This is a genomic window from Methylomonas sp. EFPC3, assembly GCF_029643245.1.
GTDB lineage: Bacteria > Pseudomonadota > Gammaproteobacteria > Methylococcales > Methylomonadaceae > Methylomonas > Methylomonas koyamae_B.
Genome location: NZ_CP116398.1, coordinates 2992775 through 3018838, shown reverse-complemented (window position 1 = coordinate 3018838; position 26064 = coordinate 2992775). Strand labels below are relative to the sequence as shown.

The window sequence follows — 26064 nt, the reverse complement described above, 5'->3', positions numbered from 1 at the left end:
GGTTTCATCGGCCGGCATCGATTGACTTCCGCTACTCCGCCGATAAGCTAAGCCGATTTGGCTTGGGTGGCACGCAATATGGTCCGACGTATCGCTTGTTTGGATAATCTGCGCGGTTTGGTCATGATATTGATGACGCTAGACCATACTCGCGATTTTTTCAGCATCTCTCATTTCGATCCTACCGATTTGCAGAAAACCTCCGCGGCACTGTTCATGACCCGCTGGATTACCCATTTCTGTGCGGCGGTGTTCGTGTTTCTGGCCGGTACCAGCGCCTGGTTGTGGGCGGCTAAACGTGGGCCGGCCGCACCGGTCAGCGGCTTTCTGGCCAAGCGCGGTTTGTTATTGCTGCTGCTGGTGGTTACGGTTGAAGCTTGGGCCTGGAATTTTCGTGCCGATTTGCGCCACGTCGACGCCGGCGTGTTGTGGGCGCTGGGTTGGTCGATGATGGTTTTGGCGGTGCTGGTCAAATTGCCGCTGGGTTGGGTGGTCGCCATCGGCGGCTTGATGGTTGTCGGCCATAACGTGTTTGACGGCTTGAAACCGGCCGAGATGGGGTGGTTCGGGCCCTGGTGGTCGGTGTTACATACCGGCGATGACATCGATTTCGGCGGCGGGTTTGTGTTGAATCCTTACTACCCCCTGATTCCGTGGATCGGCGTGATGGCCTTGGGCTACGGTTTCGGCCATTTGTTGGATGCAGAGCAATGGCGCAAACCGCGGCGGCTGGCGTGCTTGGGCGGCGGCTTGTTTGCTGCCTTCATATTGTTGCGCTACAGCAATTCATACGGCGATCCGCAGCCGTGGCAAGCTTACCCCGATCCGGTATTTACGTTGTTGTCGTTTTTAAACTGCCACAAATATCCGCCTTCCTTGTTGTATCTATTGATGACGCTGGGGCCGGCATTGATGTTTCTGGCGCTTGCGTCCCGGCCGATAGCGGTGCTGCAGGTGTTCGGCAGAACGCCGTTGTTTTATTATCTGATCCATCTCCATGCAATCCACGGTTTGGCGGTGCTGGTGGCCTTGGTTAGCGGCGGACCGGTGGCGGTCGTGGTCGGCGGCGGTATCTGGCAAAAAGATTGGCCGGCCTATTACGGCTTCGGACTGCCCGGCGTTTACGGTGTCTGGCTGCTGGTGTTGATGATGCTGTATCCGGTTTGCCGTTGGTTCGAGGCGTTCAAAGCGGCGCGGCCGCAGTGGCGTTGGTTGCAATATTTATAGCCAAGGGCTGCCGGTACGTGCATAACCGTTTACGCGTTATCCCCCGTCCCCGTTATACTGAGGCAATTTGTCCGCTTAACTTGCTATGCAACCATATTTAGAGCTTCTGGCCGATATCATGGCCAACGGCGTCGATAAAAGCGACCGTACCGGCACCGGTACCCGTTCGGTTTTCGGCCGGCAAATCCGTTACAACCTGGCCGATGGGTTTCCGTTGTTAACCACCAAAAAACTGCACTTCAAGTCGATAGCTTACGAGTTGCTCTGGTTTTTGCGCGGCGACACCAATATCAAATACCTGAACGACCACGGCGTCACGATCTGGGACGAATGGGCAACGCCGGATGGCGAGCTGGGCCCGGTTTACGGCGCGCAGTGGCGCAACTGGTTGGGGCCGGATGGAAGGCGTTTTGATCAGATCGAGATTCTGGTTGATGGCTTGAAGCGCAAACCCGACTCGCGCCGGCACCTGGTCAGCGCCTGGAACGTGGGTTTTCTGCCGGACGAATCGATCGGGCCGCGTGAAAATGCGGCGGCCGGCAGAATGGCATTGCCGCCGTGCCACGTGCTGTACCAGTTTTACGTGGCGAACGGTAAATTGTCCTGCATGATGACCCAACGCAGTGCCGACTGTTTTTTGGGCGTGCCGTACAACCAAGCCAGTGTGGCGTTATTTACGCACATGTTGGCCCAGCAATGTGGCTTCGAAGTCGGCGAATTGATCATGTCGTTCGGCGATGTGCACGTTTACCGCAACCATTTTGCCCAAGTCGAGTTGCAGTTGAGTCGCCAACCTTTGCCGCCGCCGCGTTTGCAGTTCGGGCGCCGGCCGGAGTCGATTTTCGATTACCGATTCGCCGATTTTCAGTTATTGGATTATCAAGCCCACCCGCACATAGCCGGAGCCGTGTCGGTATGATGGATTGCGGGTAGAGAAGCAGTCGATGGCGTCTCTACCCGGCGGCCTCAGGCCGCGGTTGAATTCTGATTGCGGGAGTTTGACAGGTTATTTATTGCCGGCCTTGATATGTTCGACGGCTTCCTCGGCGGCTTTGGTCGCAACGTCGGCATGGCCCATCTTGCCGTGTTCTATCGCGCTTTCCAACGATTTGACGCCGGCATCGAGATGGGTTTTGGCTTCGCCTTTGGCAACTTCGGCGCCTTTTTTGGCATGAGGCAGAGCGGCTTCGGCGTGTTCTACCAATACCGAGGCATGGCCGGCTTTGCCGTGGGTGACGGCCTGATTGGCGTGTTCCAGTGCGGTGGCGGCGTGTTCTTCTGCAAGGGCGCCGGTAGCGGCTAGCAACAGTGCGCTTAGGATAATGCTTGATAACGTTTTCATAATTCCCCCGAATTGATGTGTGTAGTGGTTCTGCGCACCCGCTTGGGTGCCAGCTAGAGACTGGCGGGGCGCGGAATGGTTCCGGCCAAATCCGCGTTATCGAATTTCAGGTGGCGGGCAGCAGAGGGATTGCCTGGACTTGCTTGCCGAATGTTTAATTGCCTGGAAAACTTAAACCCGAGGGTATCGATCCGGTATGAATAACGACAAACGCCTGGCCATTTTCGAACGTCTGGCCGAGGCCACGCCTAACCCCACGACAGAGTTAAATTACAGTTCGCCGTTCGAATTATTGGTGGCGGTGGTGCTGTCGGCACAGGCGACCGATAAGGGGGTTAATAAAGCTACCGCCAAGCTGTTTCCGGTGGCGAATACACCGCAGGCGATTTTGGCTTTGGGCGAAGACGGCTTAAAAGAACATATCAAAACCATCGGTTTATTTAACAGCAAGGCGGCAAATGTCATAAAACTTTGTCAGACTCTGTTGGAAAAGCACCAAGGCGAGGTGCCCCGCGAGCGAGAAGCGTTAGAGGCGCTGGCCGGCGTCGGCCGCAAGACGGCTAACGTGATTTTGAATACCGCGTTTGGGCAACCGACCATCGCGGTCGATACCCATATTTTCCGGGTCGCGAACCGCACCGGTCTGGCGCCGGGAAAAAACGTGCTTGAGGTGGAGAAAAAATTGGACAAGACGGTGCCGAAATCCCACAAGAAAGATGCACATCATTTGTTGATTCTGCACGGCCGCTACATCTGTATCGCCCGCAAACCCCGCTGCGAGGCTTGTTGTATTGCCGACCTTTGCGAATTTAAGGACAAGAATCTAGCGTGAGTATGCAATAATCAGAATCGAAGCAGCAGGACGTTTGCCCGTCGTAATGCGGCCGGACGAAGGCCGGATAACATAATTACAAAAACGCACGAGAGGATAGCTAAATGAAAAAATTCAATAAATCTCCGTTGGCCGCTGCAATGGGCGGTGCCCTTTTGTCCGGTATCGCTGCGAACGCGCAAGCCGAGCCCAATCCGTTTGCGTTGTCGGAACTGGCCGGCGGTTACATGCAGGTTGCAACCTCACACGCCGAGCATTCCAACGGCAAAATCAGCCAAGGTGCCTGCGGTTCCAATGCGATGGACAGCAACGGTAAGAAAGTGGCTGCCGGCGCTAAAAAATCCGATGCGAAGAAAACCGAAGGTTCCTGTGGCGAAGGCATGTGCGGCGGCATGATGAGCGGCGGCAAAATGAAGCCGGGCATGGAAAACATGTGCGGTGCGATGATGAAAGGCAAGGAAGGCGCCTGCGGCATGGGCATGATGGGCGGTATGGATCATGGTAACGCCGACAAACCGAAACAAGCCGAAGAAGGTAGCTGCGGTGCGATGATGAATCCGGATAAAAAAGCCGGTGAACATAGCTGCGGCGCCATGATGAAAGGCGGTGAAGGCAGTTGCGGCAGCAAAATGGATGCCGACAAAGCGGCCGGCCATTAATTCTCCGACCTGACGGTATTGAATCGACGTTATGGATTTTCAGGATATACAACAGCTGGTTATCGATTACGGTTATCTGGCCTTATTTATCGGTACCTATCTGGAAGGCGAAACCATTTTGGTGATTGCCGGCTTTTTGGCGCATAGCGGCTATTTGGCGTTGGAATGGGTCATGTTGACAGCGTTCCTCGGTACTTTTGCCGGCGACCAGACCTTTTTTTATCTGGGGCGGTGGAAAGGCATCTCCTTTTTGGAAAAAAGGCCGCTCTGGCACAGTAAAACCGACAAAGTGTTCGATCTACTGCACAAGCACCAGATACCGGTGATTCTCGGTTTCCGCTTTCTTTACGGTGTGCGTAACGTAACGCCGTTCGTAATCGGCGCCAGCAAGATTCATCCGCTTAAGTTTTTTGCCTTGAATTTTTTGGGTGCGGCGATCTGGGCGATAGCAGTCGGTTACTTGGGTTATACCTTTGGCCAGTTTGCCGAGTCCATCATGGGCCAGGTCAAAAAATACGAAATGTATATCCTGGGCGTGCTGGTGGCGATAGGCTTGGCCTTGTTTTGGCGTTCGACGCATAAACCGGAAGAATAAGCGATGCAAAGCGTCCGCAATCTGGTCCACGGTGTCGGCCTGGGTTTGCGTCGTTCGTTTTTGAGCGAGATTGTCGAGCAGCCGCCGGCGCAAGTCGGGTTTTACGAGGTAGCGCCGGAGAATTGGATGCCGATAGGCGGCAAGTTCGGCAAACAATTTCGGGCCATGACCGAGCGTTTCGACTTTGTTTGCCACGGCTTGTCTTTGTCCATTGGCAGCAGCGATCCGCTCGACGAGCAATTCGTGCGCGATTTGAAACGGTTCATCGCCGAACACGGCATCAAGTTTTACAGCGAACACCTCAGTTATTGCAGCCACGGCGGACATCTGTACGATTTGATGCCGATGCCGTTTACCGAGGATGCGGTCAAACATGTCGCCGCGCGAATTCGCCGGGTGCAAGACATTCTCGAACAGCGCATTGCCATCGAAAATATTTCTTACTATGCCGCGCCAGGCCGGGAGATGGCCGAGATCGATTTCTTCAATGCCGTCGTCGCAGAGGCCGATTGCGATGTGCTGATCGACATCAATAACATCTACGTCAATAGCGTCAACCACGGGTACGACGCGGAAGCCTTTCTACGGGCCATGCCCGGCGACCGCATCGCTTACGCCCACATCGCCGGTCATTACGTTGAAGCCGAAGACTTTTTGGTCGATACCCACGGCGCGACGGTGATCGATCCGGTTTGGAAGTTACTGGAGACGGCTTACCGCCTGTTCGGCGTTTTCCCAACCTTATTGGAACGGGATTTCAACATTCCACCTTTGGCCGAATTGTTACAGGAAGTGGACACGATCCGCGCCGTTCAACAGCATGCCGTTGCCGCCGAAAAACGGGTGGCGTGATGGCGGCATCTTTTCAAATTACGCAACAGCGCTTTGCCGCCTATATCCGCGATCCGCATAGTAATCCGCCCCCGGCCGATGTCGAGCCTGGACGGATGGCGATGTACCGTGAATTGTTTTTTAACAATATAGACAGCTTCATCGCCAGCAATTTCCCGGTGGTCAGGGCGATTCTGGATGATGCCCAATGGCTGGAATTGACCCGGGATTTTTTTTCCCGCCACCGTTGCCGAACGCCGTATTTTTCCGAGATTGCCGAAGAGTTTTTGGAGTATTTGCAAAACGAGCGCAGCAATCCGGAGGATTATCCCTTCCTGCTGGAGCTAGCGCATTATGAGTGGGTGGAAATGGCGCTGTCGATTGCCAAGGACGCGCCGAAACTAGGTGATCAAGCGTTTTTGGACAGCCTAACGACCCAAAGGATTGCGCTGTCAGAACTGGCTTTGCCGTTGTTGTACCAATATCCGGTGCATCGGATCGGTCCCGATTTCCTGCCGTTGCAGCCGCCCGAGCAGGCCACCTGTCTGGTCGTTTATCGCGACGGGATGGACCAAGTCCACTTTTTGCAGGTTAGCGGTCTGACGCTAAGCGTGTTGCAAATCCTGCAAGACCGGGGGCCAATGCCGGCCGCGCAATGTTTGCAAAACGTGGCAGCCGAGTTCCCGCAGATCGAGCCGCAACTGATTCAGAGCAACGGTCTATCGATGCTGCGGGAGCTGGCCGAAAAAGGGATTGTTATTCCGGCTGGCGACGCTTGAAGCAGTGCAGCCAGACCAAGCCGTCTTCGTTCCATTCCATGCCGCTGTGCATGCGTAAGATCAAATCCTTGTACATCGCTAAATTCGGATAGCCCTCGGCGCGGGCGTCGGCGTCCGTCATATCGCCGATTCGTTGCCGCTCGACTTCCGTTACCTCGAATTCCACTCCTTCCAGAATAAACCTCTCGCCCGGATAGGCATAGAGGCCGTCGCGGCGTTGCTGGGTCTTTTCCCCGGCTAGCGCAGCCGCCACCAGTTTGGGGTGGCGGACCAACCGATCGATATCGCAAGTTTTTTCCGGATAGTCGTGCATAGTCATCTTCAAAGTGCGTAAAAGCGCCACACTTTAAGAGCCTTATTCAAGCATGACAAGCCTCAGCCGTAACTGATCCACAAAATTTATTGGCCGATTGCGGCGAGTCGGACATTTCCTACATGTCCGTATTAGCAATACGGAATTCTCTGTCTATACTGCTTGACACATGATTGCTACCGAATCTTTGAATAAATCCTAGCAATTCGATTAAACGGAAAAGGGAGGCGGATCCCGTGCCTATGTTTCAAGTAATACTATTGTTGCTCGCCTGCTCGTTGTTGAGCGCTTGGCTTGCTTCTTCGTATACCAAGCGCCGTTTGCTTTTGGAACAGGCCAGCATGCCCAAACCGCCGCCATCGTTGCCGGTTCCTGATGTGGAAAAATACCTTATCGGGATCGACAAGTTTGCCAACGAAGTCGCTCCGGTTTGGTCCAAGCACATTGAATCGTCGCGCCAGGAAATGGAACAGGCCATTGGCGAATTAACCGGGCGCTTTGCCGGCATCACCAGCGGCCTCGACGTCTTGGTTGGCTCTTCTAGCAATCCGGCATTCGGCCGCAACGAGGATATTTTTTCGACGAGTAACGCCAATTTGCAGAAAGTTGTCGGTTCACTGGACGCCGCGCTACAGGAAAATTTACAGGTACTGACCAAAATCCGTTCCTTAGCCGGTTTCATAGAAGAATTGAAAACCATGGCCAAAGAAGTGGCGCGGATCGCCGAGCAGACCAATTTGATCGCATTGAATGCGGCGATCGAGGCGGCCAGAGCCGGCGAAGCCGGCCGGGGATTTGCCGTGGTTGCCGATGAGGTGCGTAAGCTTTCCAACCTGTCCGGTGAGACCGGCAAACTGATCGGTTCTAAAGTCGATCAAGTCAGCGGAGCGATTCAAACCACCTTGGCAGCCGTGGAGAAAAGCACCGAAAACGAAACCGCGGCGGTTGCCGCGTCGCAAGGCAATATCCAAAACGTGATGAGTGCGTTGCACGGGGTGTTCGAAACGCTGCAGCGGCATTCCGAAGAGATGAATAAACAGGCCCGTGTGATCAAGCGCGAGATCGACGAGTCGCTGGTGCAATTTCAATTTCAGGATCGGATTGGTCAGGTGTTGTCGCATGTGCGCGACAGCATCACCGATCTGCCGCGCCATATCATGCGCAGCCAAGGCGACGGCGTTTTTGGACTCAAGCCGTTGGCTACCGACGACATTCTGCACGAGTTGCGCAGCACATACACTATGGTTTCCGAGCACAGCGCCCACGGCGGTAGTGCGCACCACGAACAACCTTCTACCGAAATTACTTTTTTCTAGGAACAAAAAATGGCCAAAACAATTTTAGTGGTTGATGACTCAGCATCGGTCCGTCAAGTTGTCAGTATTGCTCTGAAAGGTGCCGGCTACGACGTTATCGAAGGCGTCGACGGCAAAGATGCGCTGAGCAAATTGAATGGGCAAAAAGTGCATTTGGTGATTTCTGACGTAAACATGCCGAATATGGACGGCATCACCTTCGTTAAAGAACTCAAGCAATTGCCCGCTTATAAGTTTACTCCGGTCATCATGCTGACCACCGAGTCGCAAGAAAGCAAGAAGCAGGAAGGGCAAGCCGCCGGTGCCAAAGCCTGGGTGGTTAAACCGTTTCAGCCGGCGCAAATGCTGGCTGCCGTGTCGAAATTGATTTTGCCCTAATAGCTTTTGCCGGTTATTCCAGGTCGACGGTTTCAGGCTTATCCAACTTATATGGCGAGGTTTTGACGATGCAAACGCTAACGATAGAAGATGAATTGACCATCTTTACCGCCGCGGAACAGAAATCCGGTCTGCTGAATTTTCTAGGGTCGGGCGACGATTTGGAAATCAATTTATCCCAGGTCTCCGAAATGGATACTGCCGGTTTGCAGTTGTTGATTCTGGCCAAACGGGAGGCGGCTCGCGCCGGGAAGGCACTGCGTTTTGTCATGCATAGCAAGGTGGTTCTGGAAATTTTGGAACTCGCCAATCTGACCACGGCGTTTGGCGACCAAGTGGTAATTTCGCATAACGAGGACTAACCAAATGAGTATCGACGCCGAAATGAAGGCCGCTCTGGTCACGTTCACAATAGAGAGTCTGGAACTGTTGCAAGACATGGAAGACGGGCTCCTGAGTCTGGAAGACGGGGAAGACCCGACGGAACGGATCAATTCGATTTTCCGCGCCGCCCATACCATCAAGGGTTCGTCCGGTTTATTCGGCCTGGACCACATCGTCAAATTCACCCACGTGGTCGAAAGCATTCTGGATGCCGTACGCGAAGGTAAACTCGACGTCAGCTCCGATCTGGTGGCGGTATTGTTACCTTGTTGCGACCACATCGCACTATTGATTCGGGCTGTAGTTGACGGGGATGTCGACGAGAACCCCGATATGACCGCGGCCGGAGATGTGCTGTTGGCCGAACTGCGGCCGTTTCTGGATGGCAACAAAGCTGGCCCGGTGGCAACGGTTGCCTCGACTCAGGAGCGGGTGGAAACCAGCGGCGGCGGTGAAGTCGAGACCGGCAATTGGCATATCTCGCTCCGGTTCGGCGAAGATTCTCTGCGCAACGGCATGGATCCGTTGTCTTTTATTCGTTATATGACGACGTTGGGAAGCATCGTTAATTTGACCACGATTACCAGCCGGATACCCGCTGTAGAAGAAATGGATCCGGAAACCAATTATCTGGGCTTCGAAATCGACGTTAAAAGCGATGCCGGTAAAGAAGCTCTGGAAAACGTATTCGAATTCGTCAGGGCCGACAGTATCATCCACATTTTGCCCTTGGAAAGCGCGATAGCCGATTACATCGAACTGATCCGTTCCTTGCCGGAAGACGATGTTTTCCTGGGCGAATTACTGGTGAAAAGCGGCGTGCTGACCAAACGCGAATTGGAAGACGGCCTGAGTAAACAGAAAATCGATTCCGAAACCAGTCATCAGGCGCAACCGATCGGAGAAATCCTGGTCGAGCAGCAAGTCGTGCAGCAGCCCTTGGTCACGGCGGCGCTGGAAAAGCAAAAACAGATCAAAGACAACAAAGCCCGCGAAAGCCAAAGCATTCGCGTCGATGCCGAACGTCTGGATAAATTGATCGACTTGATCGGCGAATTGGTGATTTCCAGCGCCGGCGTTAATCTGCGCGCCTTGCAAACCGCGCAATCGGCGTTGTTGGAAGCTACCGGCGAAATGATGCGGCTGGTAGAAGAAGTTCGCGACAGCGCGTTGCAATTGCGCATGGTGCCGATTGGGACCACATTCAGCCGTTTCCAACGGGTGGTTCGCGACGTTAGTAAAGAATTGGGTAAAGACATCAATTTGGTGATTACCGGCGGCGAAACCGAAGTCGACAAATCCGTGGTCGAAAAAATCGGCGATCCGCTGATGCACTTGGTGCGCAATGCAATGGATCACGGCATCGAATCGGCCGAAGTTCGTCATCAAAAAGGTAAACCCAGCCAGGGCACGCTACGGCTGAATGCCTATCACGAATCCGGAACTATTGCGATCGAAGTCAGCGACGATGGTGGCGGCTTGAATCGCGAGCGCATTCTGGCCAAAGCCGTCGAAAAAGGCATGGTCTCTGCCGATGCCAAGCTATCCGATCAAGAAGTCTACGCCTTGATCTTCGAACCTGGTTTCTCCACAGCCGCGCAAATTTCCAACCTGTCCGGCCGCGGCGTCGGTATGGACGTGGTGAAACGCAACGTGACCGACTTACGCGGCAGTATCGAGGTCGACAGCGCCATCGGCGTCGGTACTACCATGCGTATCCGCTTGCCTTTAACGTTAGCGATTATCGACGGCTTTTTGGTCGGTGTGGGCAAGTCCTCGTTCGTAGTGCCGCTGGATCGGGTCGTAGAATGCGTGGAATTGACTAACGACACCGGCCACAACGACTACATGGATTTACGCGGCGAGGTATTGCCGTTCATCCGTTTGCGCAGCCTGTTCGGCATCAACGAGCAACCCCCGCGGCGGGCGAATGTGGTGGTGGTTGATGTTGCCGGGGCCAAGACCGGCTTGGTCGTAGACCGCTTGCTTGGCGAGTTTCAAACCGTGATTAAGCCGCTTGGAAAGCTGTTTGCTCATGTTCAGGGCTTGGGCGGTTCGACCATCCTCGGTAGCGGCGAAGTTGCGTTAATCCTTGATGTGCCTGTGTTAGTTGGTTCCTTCGAACAAAAAATGCAGCGTCACGCCCTGTCCCTGTCGGCATGATGCTGTACCGATCATTCTCTTTGCGAATTGGGAATTAAGCCATGAGAAATAATCAACCCGTTACCAATATCGAACTGAATTTTTCCGAAGACGAAATACTGAGTTCCACAACCGATTTAGAAGGGCATATCACCAGTGCCAGCCCGGCATTCGTTAAATTGAGTGGATTTAGCGAACAAGAACTGATGGGCCAGCCCCACAACATCGTGCGCCATCCGGACATGCCGGAAGAGGCCTACGAATGGCTGTGGCGGACTATCGCGGCAGGTAAAACCTGGCGCGGCCTAGTAAAAAACCGTTCTAAGCAAGGCGACTTTTACTGGGTGGAAGCCAACGCCTCTCCGGTATACACCGATGGCAAAATCGTCGGTTATCGTTCTCTGCGCTATAAACCGTCCCGTCAGGAAGTCGACGAGGCCGCTAAGTTATATGCCGGCATCAAATCTGGCCGCATCAAAAATCCGTTTCGCCCCAAAAAATTGGACACCATGTTAAACAACATCAAACTATGGCAAAAATTCGTTGCCCTGATCGTACTGGCTATCGTTATGTTCGCTGTGCCAACCTACTTTATGGTAGGGCGCAATATTGAGGATAAAAATTTCGCGTTAAAAGAAAAACAAGGCGTCGATTATGCCACCGAAACTATCAAGCTGATGCAGTTAGTGGTGGACCACCGCGGCTTGAACGCAATGGTCATTGCCGGCAATGGGCAGGAGTCAGGCCGCAGGGAAACCAAACGCGAAGAAATCAGTCGTCAGATCGCGAACATCTCAGCCGTGGACGGCCGCTTTTCGGAATTGGGATTGACCTTAGCGTGGCGTGCCATGCAGGACAAGTGGCAGGCATTAGTCGCTTCGGCGAACGGGTTCGATGCGCAAACCAATATTGCCAAACATGCCGAATTTATTGCTCAGTTGCATGCGTTTAACCGTAAGGTAGCCGACGCATCGGGATTAACCCTGGATCCTGAAGTCAATACCTATTACGCTCAAGCCTTGGCTATTAATTTATTCCCGGACCTGTCCGAGCAATTGGGCATGCTCCGAGGTATCGGCTCACCGATTTTGCTGAGAAAAACGGTAACCCCGGCGGAAGCATCATATTTGAGGGAATTGATCTCGAATACGGAAGAAACTTTAGAGTTGATTGACGAGGACATTGCCAAGCTAGGTAATTTGGATGATGCCACCCGTTCCGCTTTACAAAAATCCAGTGCCGAAGCCAAAAAAGTTATAACTGTTGCAGAATCGGAAATATTGCAAGCAACCAAGCTCGAAATGTCAGGTACCGATTTTTTCAATGCGTTAACGGCTGCTATCCAACAGAATTTTTCTTTATCTGCCTCATTCGGACAGTTACTGCACGACGGTTTGGATGCTCGTGTGGCACGCTTGGACGGGGATATAAACGCTACTTTGCTGGTGCTCTCGTTGTGCTTTTTAGGCTTTCTAAGTATGAGCTGGTACATCGTTATGGGTGTATTACGCCCGGTCAAATCCATGATCAATGCGATGACCTTGCTTGGACGCGGCGAGATGCCGCCCCGGGACGATAACAATTACGGCTTGGAATTCAATCAACTTAACGAGGGTATTAAAGCCGCTGTGTTCTCGGTGCAGTCCTTGATTGCCGACGCCAGCATGCTGTCGCAAGCGGCGGTGGAAGGCAAACTGTCGACCCGAGCCGATGCCGGCAAACACCAGGGCGATTTCCGTAAAATCGTCCAAGGCGTAAACAACACCCTGGACGCCGTGATCGGCCCGCTCAACGTCGCCGCCGACTACGTCGACAAAATCTCGCGCGGCGCCATTCCGGCCAAAATCACGGACAGCTACAACGGCGACTTCAACGTCATCAAAAACAACCTCAACACCTGTATTGATGCGGTGAACGCCCTGGTGGCGGACGCCAACCTGCTGGCGCAAGCGGCAGTGGAAGGCAAACTGTCGACCCGAGCCGACGCCAGCAAACACCAAGGCGACTTCCGCAAAGTGGTGGAAGGCGTCAACCACACCCTGGACGCCGTGATCGGCCCGCTCAACGTCGCTGCCGACTACGTCGACAACATCTCCAAAGGCGCCATCCCGGCCAAAATCAGCGACCACTACAACGGCGACTTCAACACCATCAAAAACAACCTGAACAACTGCATCGACGCCATCAGCAACATGGTGGCGGAAGCCGCCGCCCTGGAAAAAGCCGCGATCGAAGGCCGCCTGGCCACCCGGGCCGACGCCAGCCAATACCAAGGCGACTACCGTAAAATCGTCCAAGGCGTAAACAACACCCTGGACGCCGTGATCGGCCCGCTCAACGTCGCCGCCGACTACGTCGACAAAATCTCGCGCGGCGCCATTCCGGCCAAAATCACGGACAGCTACAACGGCGACTTCAACGTCATCAAAAACAACCTCAACACCTGTATTGATGCGGTGAACGCCCTGGTAGCCGACGCCAACCTGCTGGCGCAAGCGGCAGTGGAAGGCAAACTGTCGACCCGGGCGGATGCAACTAAACACCAAGGCGACTTCCGCAAAGTGGTGGAAGGCGTCAACCACACCCTGGACGCCGTGATCGGCCCGCTCAACGTCGCTGCCGACTACGTCGACAACATCTCCAAAGGCGCCATCCCGGCCAAAATCAGCGACCACTACAACGGCGACTTCAACACCATCAAAAACAACCTGAACAACTGCATCGACGCCATCAGCAACATGGTGGCGGAAGCCGCCGCCCTGGAAAAAGCCGCGATCGAAGGCCGCCTGGCCACCCGCGCCGACGCCAGCCAATACCAAGGCGACTACCGTAAAATCGTCCAAGGCGTAAACAACACCCTGGACGCCGTGATCGGCCCGCTCAACGTCGCCGCCGACTACGTCGACAAAATCTCGCGCGGCGCCATTCCGGCCAAAATCACGGACAGCTACAACGGCGACTTCAACGTCATCAAAAACAACCTCAACACCTGTATTGATGCGGTGAACGCCCTGGTGGCGGACGCCAACCTGCTGGCGCAAGCGGCAGTGGAAGGCAAACTGTCGACCCGAGCCGACGCCAGCAAACACCAAGGCGACTTCCGCAAAGTGGTGGAAGGCGTCAACCACACCCTGGACGCCGTGATCGGCCCGCTCAACGTCGCCGCCGACTACGTCGACAACATCTCCAAAGGCGCCATCCCGGCCAAAATCAGCGACCACTACAACGGCGACTTCAACACCATCAAAAACAACCTGAACAACTGCATCGACGCCATCAGCAACATGGTGGCGGAAGCCGCCGCCCTGGAAAAAGCCGCGATCGAAGGCCGCCTGGCCACCCGCGCCGACGCCAGCCAATACCAAGGCGACTACCGTAAAATCGTCCAAGGCGTGAACAACACCCTGGACGCCGTGATCGGCCCGCTCAACGTGGCGGCGGACTACGTCGACAAAATCTCGCGCGGCGCCATCCCGGCCAAAATCACGGACAGCTACAACGGCGACTTCAACGTCATCAAAAACAACCTCAACACCTGTATTGATGCGGTGAACGCCCTGGTGGCGGACGCCAACCTGCTGGCGCAAGCGGCAGTGGAAGGCAAACTGTCGACCCGAGCCGACGCCAGCAAACACCAAGGCGACTTCCGCAAAGTGGTGGAAGGCGTCAACCACACCCTGGACGCCGTGATCGGCCCGCTCAACGTTGCTGCCGACTACGTCGACAACATCTCCAAAGGCGCCATCCCGGCCAAAATCAGCGACCACTACAACGGCGACTTCAACACCATCAAAAACAACCTGAACAACTGCATCGACGCCATCAGCAACATGGTGGCGGAAGCCGCCGCCCTGGAAAAAGCCGCGATCGAAGGCCGCCTGGCCACCCGCGCCGACGCCAGCCAATACCAAGGCGACTACCGTAAAATCGTCCAAGGCGTAAACAACACCCTGGACGCCGTGATCGGCCCGCTCAACGTCGCCGCCGACTACGTCGACAAAATCTCGCGCGGCGCCATTCCGGCCAAAATCACGGACAGCTACAACGGCGACTTCAACGTCATCAAAAACAACCTCAACACCTGTATTGATGCCGTCAACGCCCTGGTGGCCGACGCCAACCTGCTGGCGCAAGCAGCGGTGGAAGGCAAACTGTCGACCCGAGCCGACGCCAGCAAACACCAAGGCGACTTCCGCAAAATCGTCCAAGGCGTCAACGAAACCCTGGACGGCGTGATCCTGCCGCTGAACGAAGCGGTCGAAGTGCTGAGCTTGGTCGAACAAGGCGACCTGACCCGGACCGTCAACGGCGACTACAAAGGCCAATTGAGCGACTTCAAGGATACCGTCAACAACACCATCGCCAACCTGTCGAAAACCATCGGCGACGTCATCATCGCCGCCGACCAGCTGACCAATGCCGCCGAGCAAATCAGCTCCACCTCGCAATCGTTGTCGCAAGCAGCCAGCGAACAAGCGGCCAGCGTCGAAGAGACCAGCGCCAGCATCGAAGAAATGGCCGCCAGCATCAACCAGAACGCCGAGAACGCCAAAGTTACCGACGGCATGGCCGGCAAAGCCTCCAAAGAAGCGGTGGAAGGCGGTGGCGCGGTCAAGCAAACCGTAGACGCGATGAAAGAAATCGCCGCCAAAATCGGCATCATCGACGACATCGCCTACCAAACCAACATGCTGGCGTTGAACGCCGCCATCGAAGCGGCGCGGGCCGGCGACCACGGCAAAGGCTTTGCCGTGGTGGCGGCGGAAGTGCGCAAACTGGCCGAACGCAGCCAAGTGGCGGCGCAGGAAATCGGCGAATTGGCGGATAGCAGCGTGAAAACGGCGGAAACCGCCGGCAAATTGCTGGACGAAATCGTACCGAGCATTGCCAAAACCTCGGACCTGGTGCAAGAGATCGCAGCGGCCTCGCAAGAACAATCGGCGGGAGTCAGCCAAGTCAACAACGCCATGAACCAAATGAACCAGATCACCCAGCAAAACGCGTCGGCGAGCGAACAATTGGCGGCGACGGCGGAAGAAATGACCGGGCAGTCGGAACAACTGCAAACGCTGATGGCCTTCTTCAAAATCGGCCACGGCAACAGCAGCGGGTCGCGCAGCAGCGCGAAAGCCTCGCGGCGGGTGGCAAAGGTCAAGCCGGTCTCGAGCCCTGCGTCCCACGACGAAGGCGAAGCCGAATTCGACCTCAGCCAGTTCGAACGTTTCTAGGAGGCCAGCGAAAGAATAACTGCGACAAACGCCAAACCAAAACAGAAATAAAAGCTTTGTAGTGGCTGGCGCAAGGAACGTTGTTTGGGCCGCGGCGGGAATGCTGCGCCGTTTCAGGAACGCGGATGGAATCAAAGATATTGTTTTTTAACGAGGATTCATCATGACAGTCACACAGCGTTTGTTGATATTAATCGGTTCGGCCGTATTGGGTCTGGCCGGGTTGGCGGGCTTTAATTATGTCCAGATCGACAGAGTTTATACCGCGACTAATTTCAATACCGTCAACACCTTGCCTAGCGTATTACTGCTGAACGATATCGTCGGCGAAATATCCGGTGTTCGCGCCCACGTTTGGCAGCATCTGACAGAGACCGACGATTCGGCGATGCAGAGCGTCGAACGAGAAATCGAAACCAGACGCCGAAATATCGATAAGTTGTTGAAAGATTACGAGCCAATGCTGGCGGACGACGAAGACAAGCGTTTGCTTCAGGACGATAGAGCCCGGCTGGCGGAGTACGACAAACTGAGCGCCAAAGTGCGCGACTTGTCGAGACAGAATAAAAACGCCGAAGCTCGCGATTTAATGATGACGAACCAAGCGATCGTCGACAAAATGTTGAGCGCATTCAAAAGCCATAGCGAATATAACCAGCGCTTGGGAAAAAATTCGTCGGACGAGGCTATCTCGATCAAATCATCTGCTGTTCTGGTTTCTACCATCATTGCGGTATTGGCTATTGCGGTGATGGGCTTGCTCGGACTATTCATCGCGCGCAGTCTGATGAGGCAATTGGGCGGCGAACCTGATTTCGTGGCGGATCTGGCTTACAAGATCTCGCAAGGTGACTTGAGCACGGTGATTGGCCTGAAAGCCGGCGATCAAACCAGTGTCATGGCCAATATGAAAAGCTTGAGCGACAACATTAAAGCCTTGCTGGATGAAATGGAGCACATGGCCGCCGAACACGAAAAAGGCGATATCGATGTTGTCGTGAATACTTCTAAATTCCATGGCAGTTTTAAAACCGTGGCGAAAGGCGTTAATGATATGGTCAATGCGCATATCACCGTCAAAAAGATGGCCGTTGGCGTGTTCAAGGCTTTCGGGGAAGGTGATTTTGATGCGCCGATAGAAAAATTGCCGGGTAAAAAAGCCTTTATCAATGAGACGGTCGAGTTGGTACGCGGTAATTTGAAAGCCGTTATGGCTGACGCCAACCTGCTGGCGCAAGCGGCAGTGGAAGGCAAACTGTCGACCCGAGCCGACGCCAGCAAACACCAAGGTGATTTCAAAAAATTAGTCCAAGGCGTCAACGACACCCTGGACGCCGTGATCGGCCCGCTCAACGTCGCCGCCGACTACGTCGACAACATCTCCAAAGGCGCCATCCCGGCCAAAATCAGCGACCACTACAACGGCGACTTCAACACCATCAAAAACAACCTGAACAACTGCATCGACGCCATCAGCAACATGGTGGCGGAAGCCGCCGCCCTGGAAAAAGCCGCGATCGAAGGCCGCCTGGCCACCCGGGCCGACGCCAGCCAATACCAAGGCGACTACCGTAAAATCGTCCAAGGCGTAAACAACACCCTGGACGCCGTGATCGGCCCGCTCAACGTCGCCGCCGACTACGTCGACAAAATCTCGCGCGGCGCCATTCCGGCCAAAATCACGGACAGCTACAACGGCGACTTCAACGTCATCAAAAACAACCTCAACACCTGTATTGATGCGGTGAACGCCCTGGTAGCCGACGCCAACCTGCTGGCGCAAGCGGCAGTGGAAGGCAAACTGTCGACCCGGGCGGATGCAACTAAACACCAAGGCGACTTCCGCAAAGTGGTGGAAGGCGTCAACCACACCCTGGACGCCGTGATCGGCCCGCTCAACGTCGCTGCCGACTACGTCGACAACATCTCCAAAGGCGCCATCCCGGCCAAAATCAGCGACCACTACAACGGCGACTTCAACACCATCAAAAACAACCTGAACAACTGCATCGACGCCATCAGCAACATGGTGGCGGAAGCCGCCGCCCTGGAAAAAGCCGCGATCGAAGGCCGCCTGGCCACCCGGGCCGACGCCAGCCAATACCAAGGCGACTACCGTAAAATCGTCCAAGGCGTAAACAACACCCTGGACGCCGTGATCGGCCCGCTCAACGTCGCCGCCGACTACGTCGACAAAATCTCGCGCGGCGCCATTCCGGCCAAAATCACGGACAGCTACAACGGCGACTTCAACGTCATCAAAAACAACCTCAACACCTGTATTGATGCGGTGAACGCCCTGGTAGCCGACGCCAACCTGCTGGCGCAAGCGGCAGTGGAAGGCAAACTGTCGACCCGGGCGGATGCAACTAAACACCAAGGCGACTTCCGCAAAGTGGTGGAAGGCGTCAACCACACCCTGGACGCCGTGATCGGCCCGCTCAACGTCGCTGCCGACTACGTCGACAACATCTCCAAAGGCGCCATCCCGGCCAAAATCAGCGACCACTACAACGGCGACTTCAACACCATCAAAAACAACCTGAACAACTGCATCGACGCCATCAGCAACATGGTGGCGGAAGCCGCCGCCCTGGAAAAAGCCGCGATCGAAGGCCGCCTGGCCACCCGCGCCGACGCCAGCCAATACCAAGGCGACTACCGTAAAATCGTCCAAGGCGTAAACAACACCCTGGACGCCGTGATCGGCCCGCTCAACGTCGCCGCCGACTACGTCGACAAAATCTCGCGCGGCGCCATTCCGGCCAAAATCACGGACAGCTACAACGGCGACTTCAACGTCATCAAAAACAACCTCAACACCTGTATTGATGCGGTGAACGCCCTGGTGGCGGACGCCAACCTGCTGGCGCAAGCGGCAGTGGAAGGCAAACTGTCGACCCGAGCCGACGCCAGCAAACACCAAGGCGACTTCCGCAAAGTGGTGGAAGGCGTCAACCACACCCTGGACGCCGTGATCGGCCCGCTCAACGTCGCCGCCGACTACGTCGACAACATCTCCAAAGGCGCCATCCCGGCCAAAATCAGCGACCACTACAACGGCGACTTCAACACCATCAAAAACAACCTGAACAACTGCATCGACGCCATCAGCAACATGGTGGCGGAAGCCGCCGCCCTGGAAAAAGCCGCGATCGAAGGCCGCCTGGCCACCCGCGCCGACGCCAGCCAATACCAAGGCGACTACCGTAAAATCGTCCAAGGCGTAAACAACACCCTGGACGCCGTGATCGGCCCGCTCAACGTCGCCGCCGACTACGTCGACAAAATCTCGCGCGGCGCCATTCCGGCCAAAATCACGGACAGCTACAACGGCGACTTCAACGTCATCAAAAACAACCTCAACACCTGTATTGATGCCGTCAACGCCCTGGTGGCCGACGCCAACCTGCTGGCGCAAGCAGCGGTGGAAGGCAAACTGTCGACCCGAGCCGACGCCAGCAAACACCAAGGCGACTTCCGCAAAATCGTCCAAGGCGTCAACGAAACCCTGGACGGCGTGATCCTGCCGCTGAACGAAGCGGTCGAAGTGCTGAGCTTGGTCGAACAAGGCGACCTGACCCGGACCGTCAACGGCGACTACAAAGGCCAACTGGGCGACTTCAAGGATACCGTCAACAACACCATCGCCAACCTGTCGAAAACCATCGGCGACGTCATCATCGCCGCCGACCAGCTGACCAATGCCGCCGAGCAAATCAGCTCCACCTCGCAATCGTTGTCGCAAGCAGCCAGCGAACAAGCGGCCAGCGTCGAAGAGACCAGCGCCAGCATCGAAGAAATGGCCGCCAGCATCAACCAGAACGCCGAGAACGCCAAAGTTACCGACGGCATGGCCGGCAAAGCCTCCAAAGAAGCGGTGGAAGGCGGTGGCGCGGTCAAGCAAACCGTAGACGCGATGAAAGAAATCGCCGCCAAAATCGGCATCATCGACGACATCGCCTACCAAACCAACATGCTGGCGTTGAACGCCGCCATCGAAGCGGCGCGGGCCGGCGACCACGGCAAAGGCTTTGCCGTGGTGGCGGCGGAAGTGCGCAAACTGGCCGAACGCAGCCAAGTGGCGGCGCAGGAAATCGGCGAATTGGCGGATAGCAGCGTGAAAACGGCGGAAACCGCCGGCAAATTGCTGGACGAAATCGTACCGAGCATTGCCAAAACCTCGGACCTGGTGCAAGAGATCGCAGCGGCCTCGCAAGAACAATCGGCGGGAGTCAGCCAAGTCAACAACGCCATGAACCAAATGAACCAGATCACCCAGCAAAACGCGTCGGCGAGCGAACAATTGGCGGCGACGGCGGAAGAAATGACCGGGCAGTCGGAACAACTGCAAACGCTGATGGCCTTCTTCAAAATCGGCCACGGCAACAGCAGCGGGTCGCGCAGCAGCGCGAAAGCCTCGCGGCGGGTGGCAAAGGTCAAGCCGGTCTCGAGCCCTGCGTCCCACGACGAAGGCGAAGCCGAATTCGACCTCAGCCAGTTCGAACGTTTCTAGGAGGTCGGCATGGGTGCAATCGCGACAACATCAAGCCAACTGCCGGTGGCAGTAGAGTCCGTAGCTACTGCAGGCCAGTATTTGACATTTGTCCTTGGCGGCGAGGTTTATGCGCTGGGGATTTTGAATATCAAGGAAATTATCGATTACGGCCAACTGACCGAAGTACCGATGATGCCGTCTTTTGTACGCGGCGTGATCAATCTGCGCGGTAGCGTGGTGCCGGTAATCGACTTGTTGGCCCGATTCGGCAAAGGTGCAACTCAAATTGCCAAGCGTACCGGTATCGTGATCGTCGAGACGGCAACGAGCGACCAGGAAGACGAGCATAGCCAGGATATCGGCATCATCGTCGACGCGGTCAACGAGGTGGTGGATATCGGCAATCAGGATATCGAGCCACCGCCAAGTTTCGGCGCCGGTATCCGGCCGGATTTCATTAATGGCATGGCAAAGTGCGATAGCAGTTTCGTAATTTTGTTGAACGTTAACAAAGTGCTATCGGTGGATGAAATGGCCGCACTGGGGCAGACGGTTTCCGGGTTTGCTCAGGAAGGAATAGCCGATTAGGGAGGACGCAATGGCGGCCATTAGTCATCAATCCGGGTCGGCTCCTGTCTTGCAACAACATGAGTTTGTCTGGATCAAGGATTTTTTATACAAGCGCGCGGGAATTGTGCTCAACGACAATAAGCAGGCGATGGTGGTTGGGCGTTTGGAAAAACGCCTGCGCCATCATGGCTTGACCAGCTATACCGAATATTTTCGTTTGTTCGGCCGGCCAGGATTCGAAAACGAAACGACGATGGCGATCGATTTGTTGACCACGAACGAAACATATTTTTTTCGTGAGCCCAAACATTTCGAATATTTGACTCAGCATATTCTGCCGAATCATTCGCCTAGCAGGACGTTCAGAGTCTGGAGTGCGGCCAGCTCGAGCGGTGAGGAAGCTTACACCTTGGCGATGTTGTTGGCCGATCATGCCCGGCTAGGGCCATGGGAAATCGTCGGGACCGACATTTCCAACCGGATTTTGGAGAAGGCCAGGCGGGGATTGTATCCAACTCACGGCTCGGAAAAGATTCCGCCATCGTTGCTTAAAAAATATTGTTTGAAAGGTACCGGCGAGTTCGACGGATATTTTTTGATCGATCCGGCTTTGCGCAAGCATGTCAAATTTATCTATGCCAATTTGATTGGAAACTTGCCCAAGATGGAGATGTTCGACGTGATTTTTCTACGTAATGTCATGATTTACTTCGATATGGAAACCAAACAACGTTTGCTTGAGCGAATTACCAAATATTTGTTGCCGGGTGGTTACTTTTACGTCAGCCACTCCGAATCGTTGAACGGGATGAAAACCGATTTGCAGATAGTGACGCCATCCATCTACCGCAAGCCGGTAGAAGCTTGATTTTAGGAGAGGCATGAGCAAGCCGGAATTTTTTCTGGAGATTTTTTTACAACCGGGGGAGCTGTATTTCGGCGACAGGGAGACCAGAATTCGCACGGTTTTGGGTTCTTGCGTTGCAATCACATTGTGGCACCCCGCATTGCATATCGGCGGCATGTGCCATTTTATGTTGCCGGGAAGCCGGCGCCAGCAACGGTCCAACGAGTTGGACGGGCGTTACGCAGATGAAGCGGTATTGATGTTTATGCATGAGTTGCGGAAGTCCAAAACTTCGCCAAAGGATTACGAAGTAAAAGTGTTCGGCGGAGGGGACCAGTTCCCCGGACAAGCCAAGCCTAACCGGCTCAGCGTTTCCGATAACAATGTGATAGCCGCTAGGGAATTGCTGGCACATCATGGCTTTAAGATCAAAGCGGAGCACTTGGGCGGAACTGGTCACCGCAATGTGATTTTCGATTTGTGGAGCGGCCATGTCTGGATGAAGCACGTTTCGAAAGGGGCTTGAGCGAGTGAGAATATGAGCGAGAAGAAAATCAGAGTGCTGATCGTCGACGATTCGGCGGTTGTGCGCCAAGTGTTGACGCAAATTCTAAGTAAGTCGGCCGATATCGATGTCATCGGTTCGGTATCCGACCCGATTTTTGCGATGGCAAAAATGAATCAGGACTGGCCTGATGTGGTTGTGCTGGATGTGGAAATGCCGCGAATGGACGGTATTACCTTCCTGAAAAAGATTATGTCGGTTAGGCCGACGCCGGTGGTAATTTGCTCGACGTTGACTGAAAAAGGTGCCGAGACGACGATGCAAGCGCTGTCCGCGGGCGCTACCGGTATCGTGACCAAACCGAAAGCCGGCTTGAAGTCGTTTTTGGAGGATGACTGCGGTGATATCGTTCACGCCGTGAAAGCCGCGGCAATGACCGATATGCGGCGCATGAAAGCAATGACGATGGCCTCTCACGCGAAGCCGGTGAAAACCATGGACTCGGCCGCAACCGGAACGGGAGGCGTCGGGCATGCCTCGGCGATGGCTGCCACTACCGACCGGCTGGTTGCAATCGGCACGTCGACCGGCGGAACCCAGGCTTTGGAAGTGGTTTTGACTCAGTTGTCCCGGATCGCGCCGGGAATTGTGATCGTACAGCATATGCCGGAGAAGTTTACCGGCGCCTTTGCCGCCCGACTTAACAGTATTTGCGAAATTGAAGTCAAAGAAGCCGTCAGCGGCGACCGGGTAATACCGGGGCGGGCCTTGATTGCACCGGGCGGTAAACATATGTCGATATTGCGTAGTGGTGCCCAATACGTGGTCGAAGTCCAGGACGGGCCGTTGGTCAATCGGCATCGGCCGTCGGTGGATGTGTTGTTTCGTTCGGTAGCGAAATGGGCCGGTAAAAATGCGTTTGGAATCATTATGACCGGTATGGGGGACGACGGCGCGCGGGGTTTGAAAGAAATGCACTCGGCCGGAGCCCGCACAGCAGGCCAGGATGAAAAAACCTGCGTGGTCTACGGCATGCCCAGAGAAGCGGTGAAGTTGGGCGCTGTGCAGCAAGAAGTGCCGTTGCAAGCGATTGCCGGCCTGATCGAGCAATACGGCAAGTAAATCCGTTCAAAAAATACAAATTTCGTTTCCGTCTCGGTCATAATTGCCGTTTTATTGCCGGGATCGTAAGCATGCGTTATTTACACACTATGGTGAGGGTGCGAGACCTTGCCGAATCGCTGGATTTTTATTGCAATAAGCTGGGTTTGACGGAAATTCGGCGGCTGGATAACGAGTCAGGCCGGTTTACTTTAGTGTATTTGGCTGCGCCGTTAGATCGGGAGAGCGGCGGCGCCAACGGTGCTCCACTGTTGGAATTGACCTATAACTGGGATGCTGAGGATTACACCGGTGGCCGCAATTTCGGCCATCTGGCATTCGAAGTCGACGACATCTACGCAAGCTGCCAAAAGCTGGCGGATCAAGGTGTCACCATCAACCGCCCACCGCGGGATGGCTTTATGGCCTTCATTCGTTCGCCGGACCAGATTTCCATCGAGTTGCTGCAAAAAGGCGCCGCGTTGCCCCCGCAAGAGCCCTGGGTCTCTATGGCGAATACCGGGGTTTGGTAGGGCATACACCTTTGCTACCCTTAGGTCTGTACATTCATTTTCCGTGGTGCATCCGCAAATGCCCTTATTGCGACTTCAATTCCCACGCCGTCAAGCAACCAATCCCTGAACAGCTTTACGTCGATGCCTTGCTGGCCGACTTACAAGCGGATTTGAATTTGCTGGCAACGCCGCGCGAAATCGCAAGTATTTTTATGGGCGGAGGTACACCCAGCTTGTTTTCGCCGGACGCGCTCAACCGCTTGTTCGCCGGGATAAGACAGCTGGCAGGGCTGACCGCCGATTGCGAGATCACGCTCGAAGCCAATCCGGGAACCTTCGAGAGCGCCAAATTTGCCGAATTCCGCGCTTTGGGCATCAACCGCTTATCTGTGGGCATCCAAACTTTTTCTGACCGTCACTTGCAAGTTCTGGGAAGGGTGCACTCCTCCGCGGAAGCCATGGCGGCATCGGAGATTGCGATTCAGGCAGGGTTCGACAATTTCAATCTGGATCTGATGTTCGGTTTGCCGGAACAAAGTTCCGACCAGATGCTGGCTGATGTGCAAACCGCGATCAATCTGGCGCCGACGCATATTTCATTTTATCAGTTGACGTTGGAGCCCAATACCTACTTCCACAAATTTCCGCCGCAATTGCCGGACGGCGACGAGATATTCGCCGCGCAGAAGCGTTGCCAGAGCTTATTAGCAGATCACGGTTTTCAACAGTACGAAGTTTCGGCTTACGCCCAGGTTGGACGGCAATCCCGCCACAATAAAAACTATTGGCAATTCGGCGATTACTTGGGGATTGGCGCCGGCGCCCACGGCAAAATCAGTCGCCGTTTGCCGGACGATATCGTACGTACCGTCAAACCAAGGAGTCCGGAGCAGTATTTGCGCCGCGATTGGACGGCAATCGCGGAGCCGATAGCGGTCGGCCAATTGCCACTGGAGTTCTTGATGAATCAATTGCGCTTGAAAGCCGGTTTCGATTTGGTGCACTTTCGCGCAGCCACCGGATTAACGGTAGTCAGCTTACAGCCTGGATTGTCGCTATGTCTGCAGCAAGGCCTTTTGAGTCGACAAGAAAACCAATACGCCTGTACCGAGCGAGGTTGGGATCTGTTGGATTTGGTCCTAGAAAAATTTATCGATTAGAGGGGCGCGGTTATAATTGGTAGCCCGGATCTTTTGTTACTAGTATCCCGTTCGGGCTGAGCAGTTCTAAGCCCAAGGCCGTTCTAACTTGACATGCTCAGCCCGAACGGAATTCAAGGCCCGGGCAACAATGCCACTAACTCGTAATATTCCTACCATGCTCGATTACCAGAAACAGTTTATTCAGTACGCTTTGGCGTGCGGTGTACTGAAATTCGGCGAATTTCAATTAAAGTCGGGGCGGATCAGTCCTTATTTTTTTAATACCGGTTTATTCAATACCGGCGCCCAACTCGATAAGTTGGGCCAATTTTACGCGCAAACCTTGATTAACGCCGGGGTCGAAGTCGATGTGCTGTACGGCCCGGCGTATAAGGGCATCCCATTGGTCAGCACGACGTCGATCGCTTATTCCCGGTTAAAAGCGGACATTCCGTTTGCCTTTAACCGCAAAGAAGCCAAAGACCATGGCGAGGGCGGCACCCTGGTCGGTGCACCACTGCAAGGCAAGGTCTGGATTCTGGACGACGTGATTACCGCCGGGACTTCGGTGCGGGAATCGGTAGATATTATTCGTGCGGCCGGCGCCACCGTGGCCGGCGTGGTTATCGCGTTGGACCGCCAGGAAAAAGGCCAGAACGAGTTGTCGGCAGTGCAGGAAGTCTCGGCTCAATTCGATATTCCGGTGCTGGCAATTATCGGTTTGGCGGACATCATCGAGTTTATTAATCAAGAGCCGGCATTTGCCGGGAAATTGCCGGTGATTCGCGCTTACCGCCAACAATACGGAATTTGAGCCGCGACGCGAGTTACCGGCGAAATGCTTGTGGATTATTGGTCTA

The 26064-nt window shown here is 54.9% G+C and carries 22 protein-coding genes; 20 read left to right on the top strand and 2 right to left on the bottom strand.

Features of this window, described 5'->3' with window-relative positions; genetic code table 11:
• The first annotated feature begins 78 nt into the window (after window positions 1-78).
• The gene (locus PL263_RS13530; protein ID WP_278209843.1) at window positions 79-1227 is read left to right on the top strand and encodes a heparan-alpha-glucosaminide N-acetyltransferase domain-containing protein; all 1149 of its coding nucleotides are present in this window, start codon (window positions 79-81) and stop codon (window positions 1225-1227) included.
• An 85-nt stretch (window positions 1228-1312) separates the two neighbouring features.
• Complete coding sequence (locus PL263_RS13525; RefSeq protein WP_278209842.1) at window positions 1313-2146, top strand: thymidylate synthase; 834 nt, start codon at window positions 1313-1315, stop codon at window positions 2144-2146.
• Between the two features lie 87 nt (window positions 2147-2233).
• On the opposite strand, the gene smbP is transcribed toward PL263_RS13525, so the two are convergent.
• Window positions 2234-2569, bottom strand: coding sequence for a small metal-binding protein SmbP (gene smbP / locus PL263_RS13520; protein ID WP_140913958.1), 336 nt, complete (start codon window positions 2567-2569; stop codon window positions 2234-2236).
• 196 nt (window positions 2570-2765) lie between these two features.
• Between smbP and nth the strand changes: the two genes are divergently transcribed.
• From nth to PL263_RS13495, 5 genes are all read left to right on the top strand, one after another.
• Complete coding sequence (gene nth, locus PL263_RS13515) at window positions 2766-3401, top strand: endonuclease III (protein ID WP_140913957.1); 636 nt, start codon at window positions 2766-2768, stop codon at window positions 3399-3401.
• 104 nt (window positions 3402-3505) lie between these two features.
• Window positions 3506-4060, top strand: a complete 555-nt coding sequence (locus tag PL263_RS13510; RefSeq protein ID WP_140913956.1) for a hypothetical protein — start codon at window positions 3506-3508, stop codon at window positions 4058-4060.
• A 31-nt stretch (window positions 4061-4091) separates the two neighbouring features.
• On the top strand, window positions 4092-4655 hold the full coding sequence (locus PL263_RS13505) for a DedA family protein (RefSeq protein WP_064023096.1): 564 nt from the start codon (window positions 4092-4094) through the stop codon (window positions 4653-4655).
• 3 nt (window positions 4656-4658) lie between these two features.
• On the top strand, window positions 4659-5507 hold the full coding sequence (locus tag PL263_RS13500; RefSeq protein WP_278209840.1) for a DUF692 domain-containing protein: 849 nt from the start codon (window positions 4659-4661) through the stop codon (window positions 5505-5507).
• Window positions 5507-6265 carry a putative DNA-binding domain-containing protein gene (locus tag PL263_RS13495; protein ID WP_278209838.1) on the top strand — a complete coding sequence of 253 codons (759 nt, stop codon included), beginning with the start codon at window positions 5507-5509 and terminating at the stop codon, window positions 6263-6265. The genes PL263_RS13500 and PL263_RS13495 overlap by 1 nt, the downstream gene beginning before the upstream one ends.
• On the opposite strand, the gene PL263_RS13490 is transcribed toward PL263_RS13495, so the two are convergent.
• Window positions 6243-6578, bottom strand: a complete 336-nt coding sequence (locus PL263_RS13490; RefSeq protein ID WP_140913971.1) for an ASCH domain-containing protein — start codon at window positions 6576-6578, stop codon at window positions 6243-6245. The two genes, PL263_RS13495 and PL263_RS13490, sit on opposite strands and share 23 nt — an antisense overlap.
• A 242-nt stretch (window positions 6579-6820) precedes the next feature.
• Here PL263_RS13490 and PL263_RS13485 point away from each other — a divergent pair, with 242 nt between their 5' ends.
• The 13 genes from PL263_RS13485 (at window position 6821) to pyrE (ending at window position 26018) form a co-directional block, all read left to right on the top strand.
• On the top strand, window positions 6821-7894 hold the full coding sequence (locus PL263_RS13485) for a methyl-accepting chemotaxis protein (RefSeq protein WP_278209837.1): 1074 nt from the start codon (window positions 6821-6823) through the stop codon (window positions 7892-7894).
• A 9-nt stretch (window positions 7895-7903) separates the two neighbouring features.
• Window positions 7904-8272: a response regulator gene (locus tag PL263_RS13480; protein ID WP_064027959.1), complete on the top strand. Its 369-nt coding sequence runs from the start codon at window positions 7904-7906 to the stop codon at window positions 8270-8272.
• Between the two features lie 68 nt (window positions 8273-8340).
• Window positions 8341-8634: an STAS domain-containing protein gene (locus PL263_RS13475; protein ID WP_278209836.1), complete on the top strand. Its 294-nt coding sequence runs from the start codon at window positions 8341-8343 to the stop codon at window positions 8632-8634.
• Window positions 8635-8638: 4 nt separating this feature from the next.
• Window positions 8639-10819 carry a chemotaxis protein CheA gene (locus PL263_RS13470; RefSeq protein WP_278209835.1) on the top strand — a complete coding sequence of 727 codons (2181 nt, stop codon included), beginning with the start codon at window positions 8639-8641 and terminating at the stop codon, window positions 10817-10819.
• Window positions 10820-10860: 41 nt separating this feature from the next.
• Entirely contained in the window at window positions 10861-16026 is a 5166-nt protein-coding gene (locus PL263_RS13465; RefSeq protein WP_278209834.1) for a methyl-accepting chemotaxis protein, read from the top strand.
• Between the two features lie 163 nt (window positions 16027-16189).
• Window positions 16190-20542, top strand: coding sequence for a methyl-accepting chemotaxis protein (locus PL263_RS13460; protein WP_278209833.1), 4353 nt, complete (start codon window positions 16190-16192; stop codon window positions 20540-20542).
• Between the two features lie 9 nt (window positions 20543-20551).
• Entirely contained in the window at window positions 20552-21112 is a 561-nt protein-coding gene (locus PL263_RS13455; RefSeq protein ID WP_140914131.1) for a chemotaxis protein CheW, read from the top strand.
• Window positions 21113-21122: 10 nt separating this feature from the next.
• The gene (locus tag PL263_RS13450; RefSeq protein WP_140914130.1) at window positions 21123-21962 is read left to right on the top strand and encodes a protein-glutamate O-methyltransferase CheR; all 840 of its coding nucleotides are present in this window, start codon (window positions 21123-21125) and stop codon (window positions 21960-21962) included.
• A 13-nt stretch (window positions 21963-21975) separates the two neighbouring features.
• Window positions 21976-22467, top strand: a complete 492-nt coding sequence (locus tag PL263_RS13445) for a chemotaxis protein CheD (RefSeq protein WP_186289678.1) — start codon at window positions 21976-21978, stop codon at window positions 22465-22467.
• A gap of 12 nt (window positions 22468-22479) precedes the next feature.
• Window positions 22480-23568: a chemotaxis response regulator protein-glutamate methylesterase gene (locus PL263_RS13440; RefSeq protein WP_278209831.1), complete on the top strand. Its 1089-nt coding sequence runs from the start codon at window positions 22480-22482 to the stop codon at window positions 23566-23568.
• Window positions 23569-23639: 71 nt separating this feature from the next.
• Complete coding sequence (locus PL263_RS13435) at window positions 23640-24080, top strand: VOC family protein (protein WP_278209830.1); 441 nt, start codon at window positions 23640-23642, stop codon at window positions 24078-24080.
• A gap of 11 nt (window positions 24081-24091) precedes the next feature.
• Window positions 24092-25222: a radical SAM family heme chaperone HemW gene (gene hemW / locus PL263_RS13430; protein ID WP_278209829.1), complete on the top strand. Its 1131-nt coding sequence runs from the start codon at window positions 24092-24094 to the stop codon at window positions 25220-25222.
• Between the two features lie 157 nt (window positions 25223-25379).
• Window positions 25380-26018: an orotate phosphoribosyltransferase gene (gene pyrE, locus PL263_RS13425; RefSeq protein ID WP_140914139.1), complete on the top strand. Its 639-nt coding sequence runs from the start codon at window positions 25380-25382 to the stop codon at window positions 26016-26018.
• The last annotated feature ends 46 nt before the right edge of the window (window positions 26019-26064 follow it).

Bases quoted from the DNA above. Each gene is read 5' to 3' on its own strand.
- PL263_RS13530 (WP_278209843.1), top strand. From the start codon at position 79: ATGGTCCGACGTATCGCTTGTTTGGATAATCTGCGCGGTTTGGTCATG.
- PL263_RS13525 (WP_278209842.1), top strand. From the start codon at position 1,313: ATGCAACCATATTTAGAGCTTCTGGCCGATATCATGGCCAACGGCGTC.
- smbP (WP_140913958.1), bottom strand. From the start codon at position 2,569: ATGAAAACGTTATCAAGCATTATCCTAAGCGCACTGTTGCTAGCCGCT.
- nth (WP_140913957.1), top strand. From the start codon at position 2,766: ATGAATAACGACAAACGCCTGGCCATTTTCGAACGTCTGGCCGAGGCC.
- PL263_RS13510 (WP_140913956.1), top strand. From the start codon at position 3,506: ATGAAAAAATTCAATAAATCTCCGTTGGCCGCTGCAATGGGCGGTGCC.
- PL263_RS13505 (WP_064023096.1), top strand. From the start codon at position 4,092: ATGGATTTTCAGGATATACAACAGCTGGTTATCGATTACGGTTATCTG.
- PL263_RS13500 (WP_278209840.1), top strand. From the start codon at position 4,659: ATGCAAAGCGTCCGCAATCTGGTCCACGGTGTCGGCCTGGGTTTGCGT.
- PL263_RS13495 (WP_278209838.1), top strand. From the start codon at position 5,507: ATGGCGGCATCTTTTCAAATTACGCAACAGCGCTTTGCCGCCTATATC.
- PL263_RS13490 (WP_140913971.1), bottom strand. From the start codon at position 6,578: ATGCACGACTATCCGGAAAAAACTTGCGATATCGATCGGTTGGTCCGC.
- PL263_RS13485 (WP_278209837.1), top strand. From the start codon at position 6,821: ATGTTTCAAGTAATACTATTGTTGCTCGCCTGCTCGTTGTTGAGCGCT.
- PL263_RS13480 (WP_064027959.1), top strand. From the start codon at position 7,904: ATGGCCAAAACAATTTTAGTGGTTGATGACTCAGCATCGGTCCGTCAA.
- PL263_RS13475 (WP_278209836.1), top strand. From the start codon at position 8,341: ATGCAAACGCTAACGATAGAAGATGAATTGACCATCTTTACCGCCGCG.
- PL263_RS13470 (WP_278209835.1), top strand. From the start codon at position 8,639: ATGAGTATCGACGCCGAAATGAAGGCCGCTCTGGTCACGTTCACAATA.
- PL263_RS13465 (WP_278209834.1), top strand. From the start codon at position 10,861: ATGAGAAATAATCAACCCGTTACCAATATCGAACTGAATTTTTCCGAA.
- PL263_RS13460 (WP_278209833.1), top strand. From the start codon at position 16,190: ATGACAGTCACACAGCGTTTGTTGATATTAATCGGTTCGGCCGTATTG.
- PL263_RS13455 (WP_140914131.1), top strand. From the start codon at position 20,552: ATGGGTGCAATCGCGACAACATCAAGCCAACTGCCGGTGGCAGTAGAG.
- PL263_RS13450 (WP_140914130.1), top strand. From the start codon at position 21,123: ATGGCGGCCATTAGTCATCAATCCGGGTCGGCTCCTGTCTTGCAACAA.
- PL263_RS13445 (WP_186289678.1), top strand. From the start codon at position 21,976: ATGAGCAAGCCGGAATTTTTTCTGGAGATTTTTTTACAACCGGGGGAG.
- PL263_RS13440 (WP_278209831.1), top strand. From the start codon at position 22,480: ATGAGCGAGAAGAAAATCAGAGTGCTGATCGTCGACGATTCGGCGGTT.
- PL263_RS13435 (WP_278209830.1), top strand. From the start codon at position 23,640: ATGCGTTATTTACACACTATGGTGAGGGTGCGAGACCTTGCCGAATCG.
- pyrE (WP_140914139.1), top strand. From the start codon at position 25,380: ATGCTCGATTACCAGAAACAGTTTATTCAGTACGCTTTGGCGTGCGGT.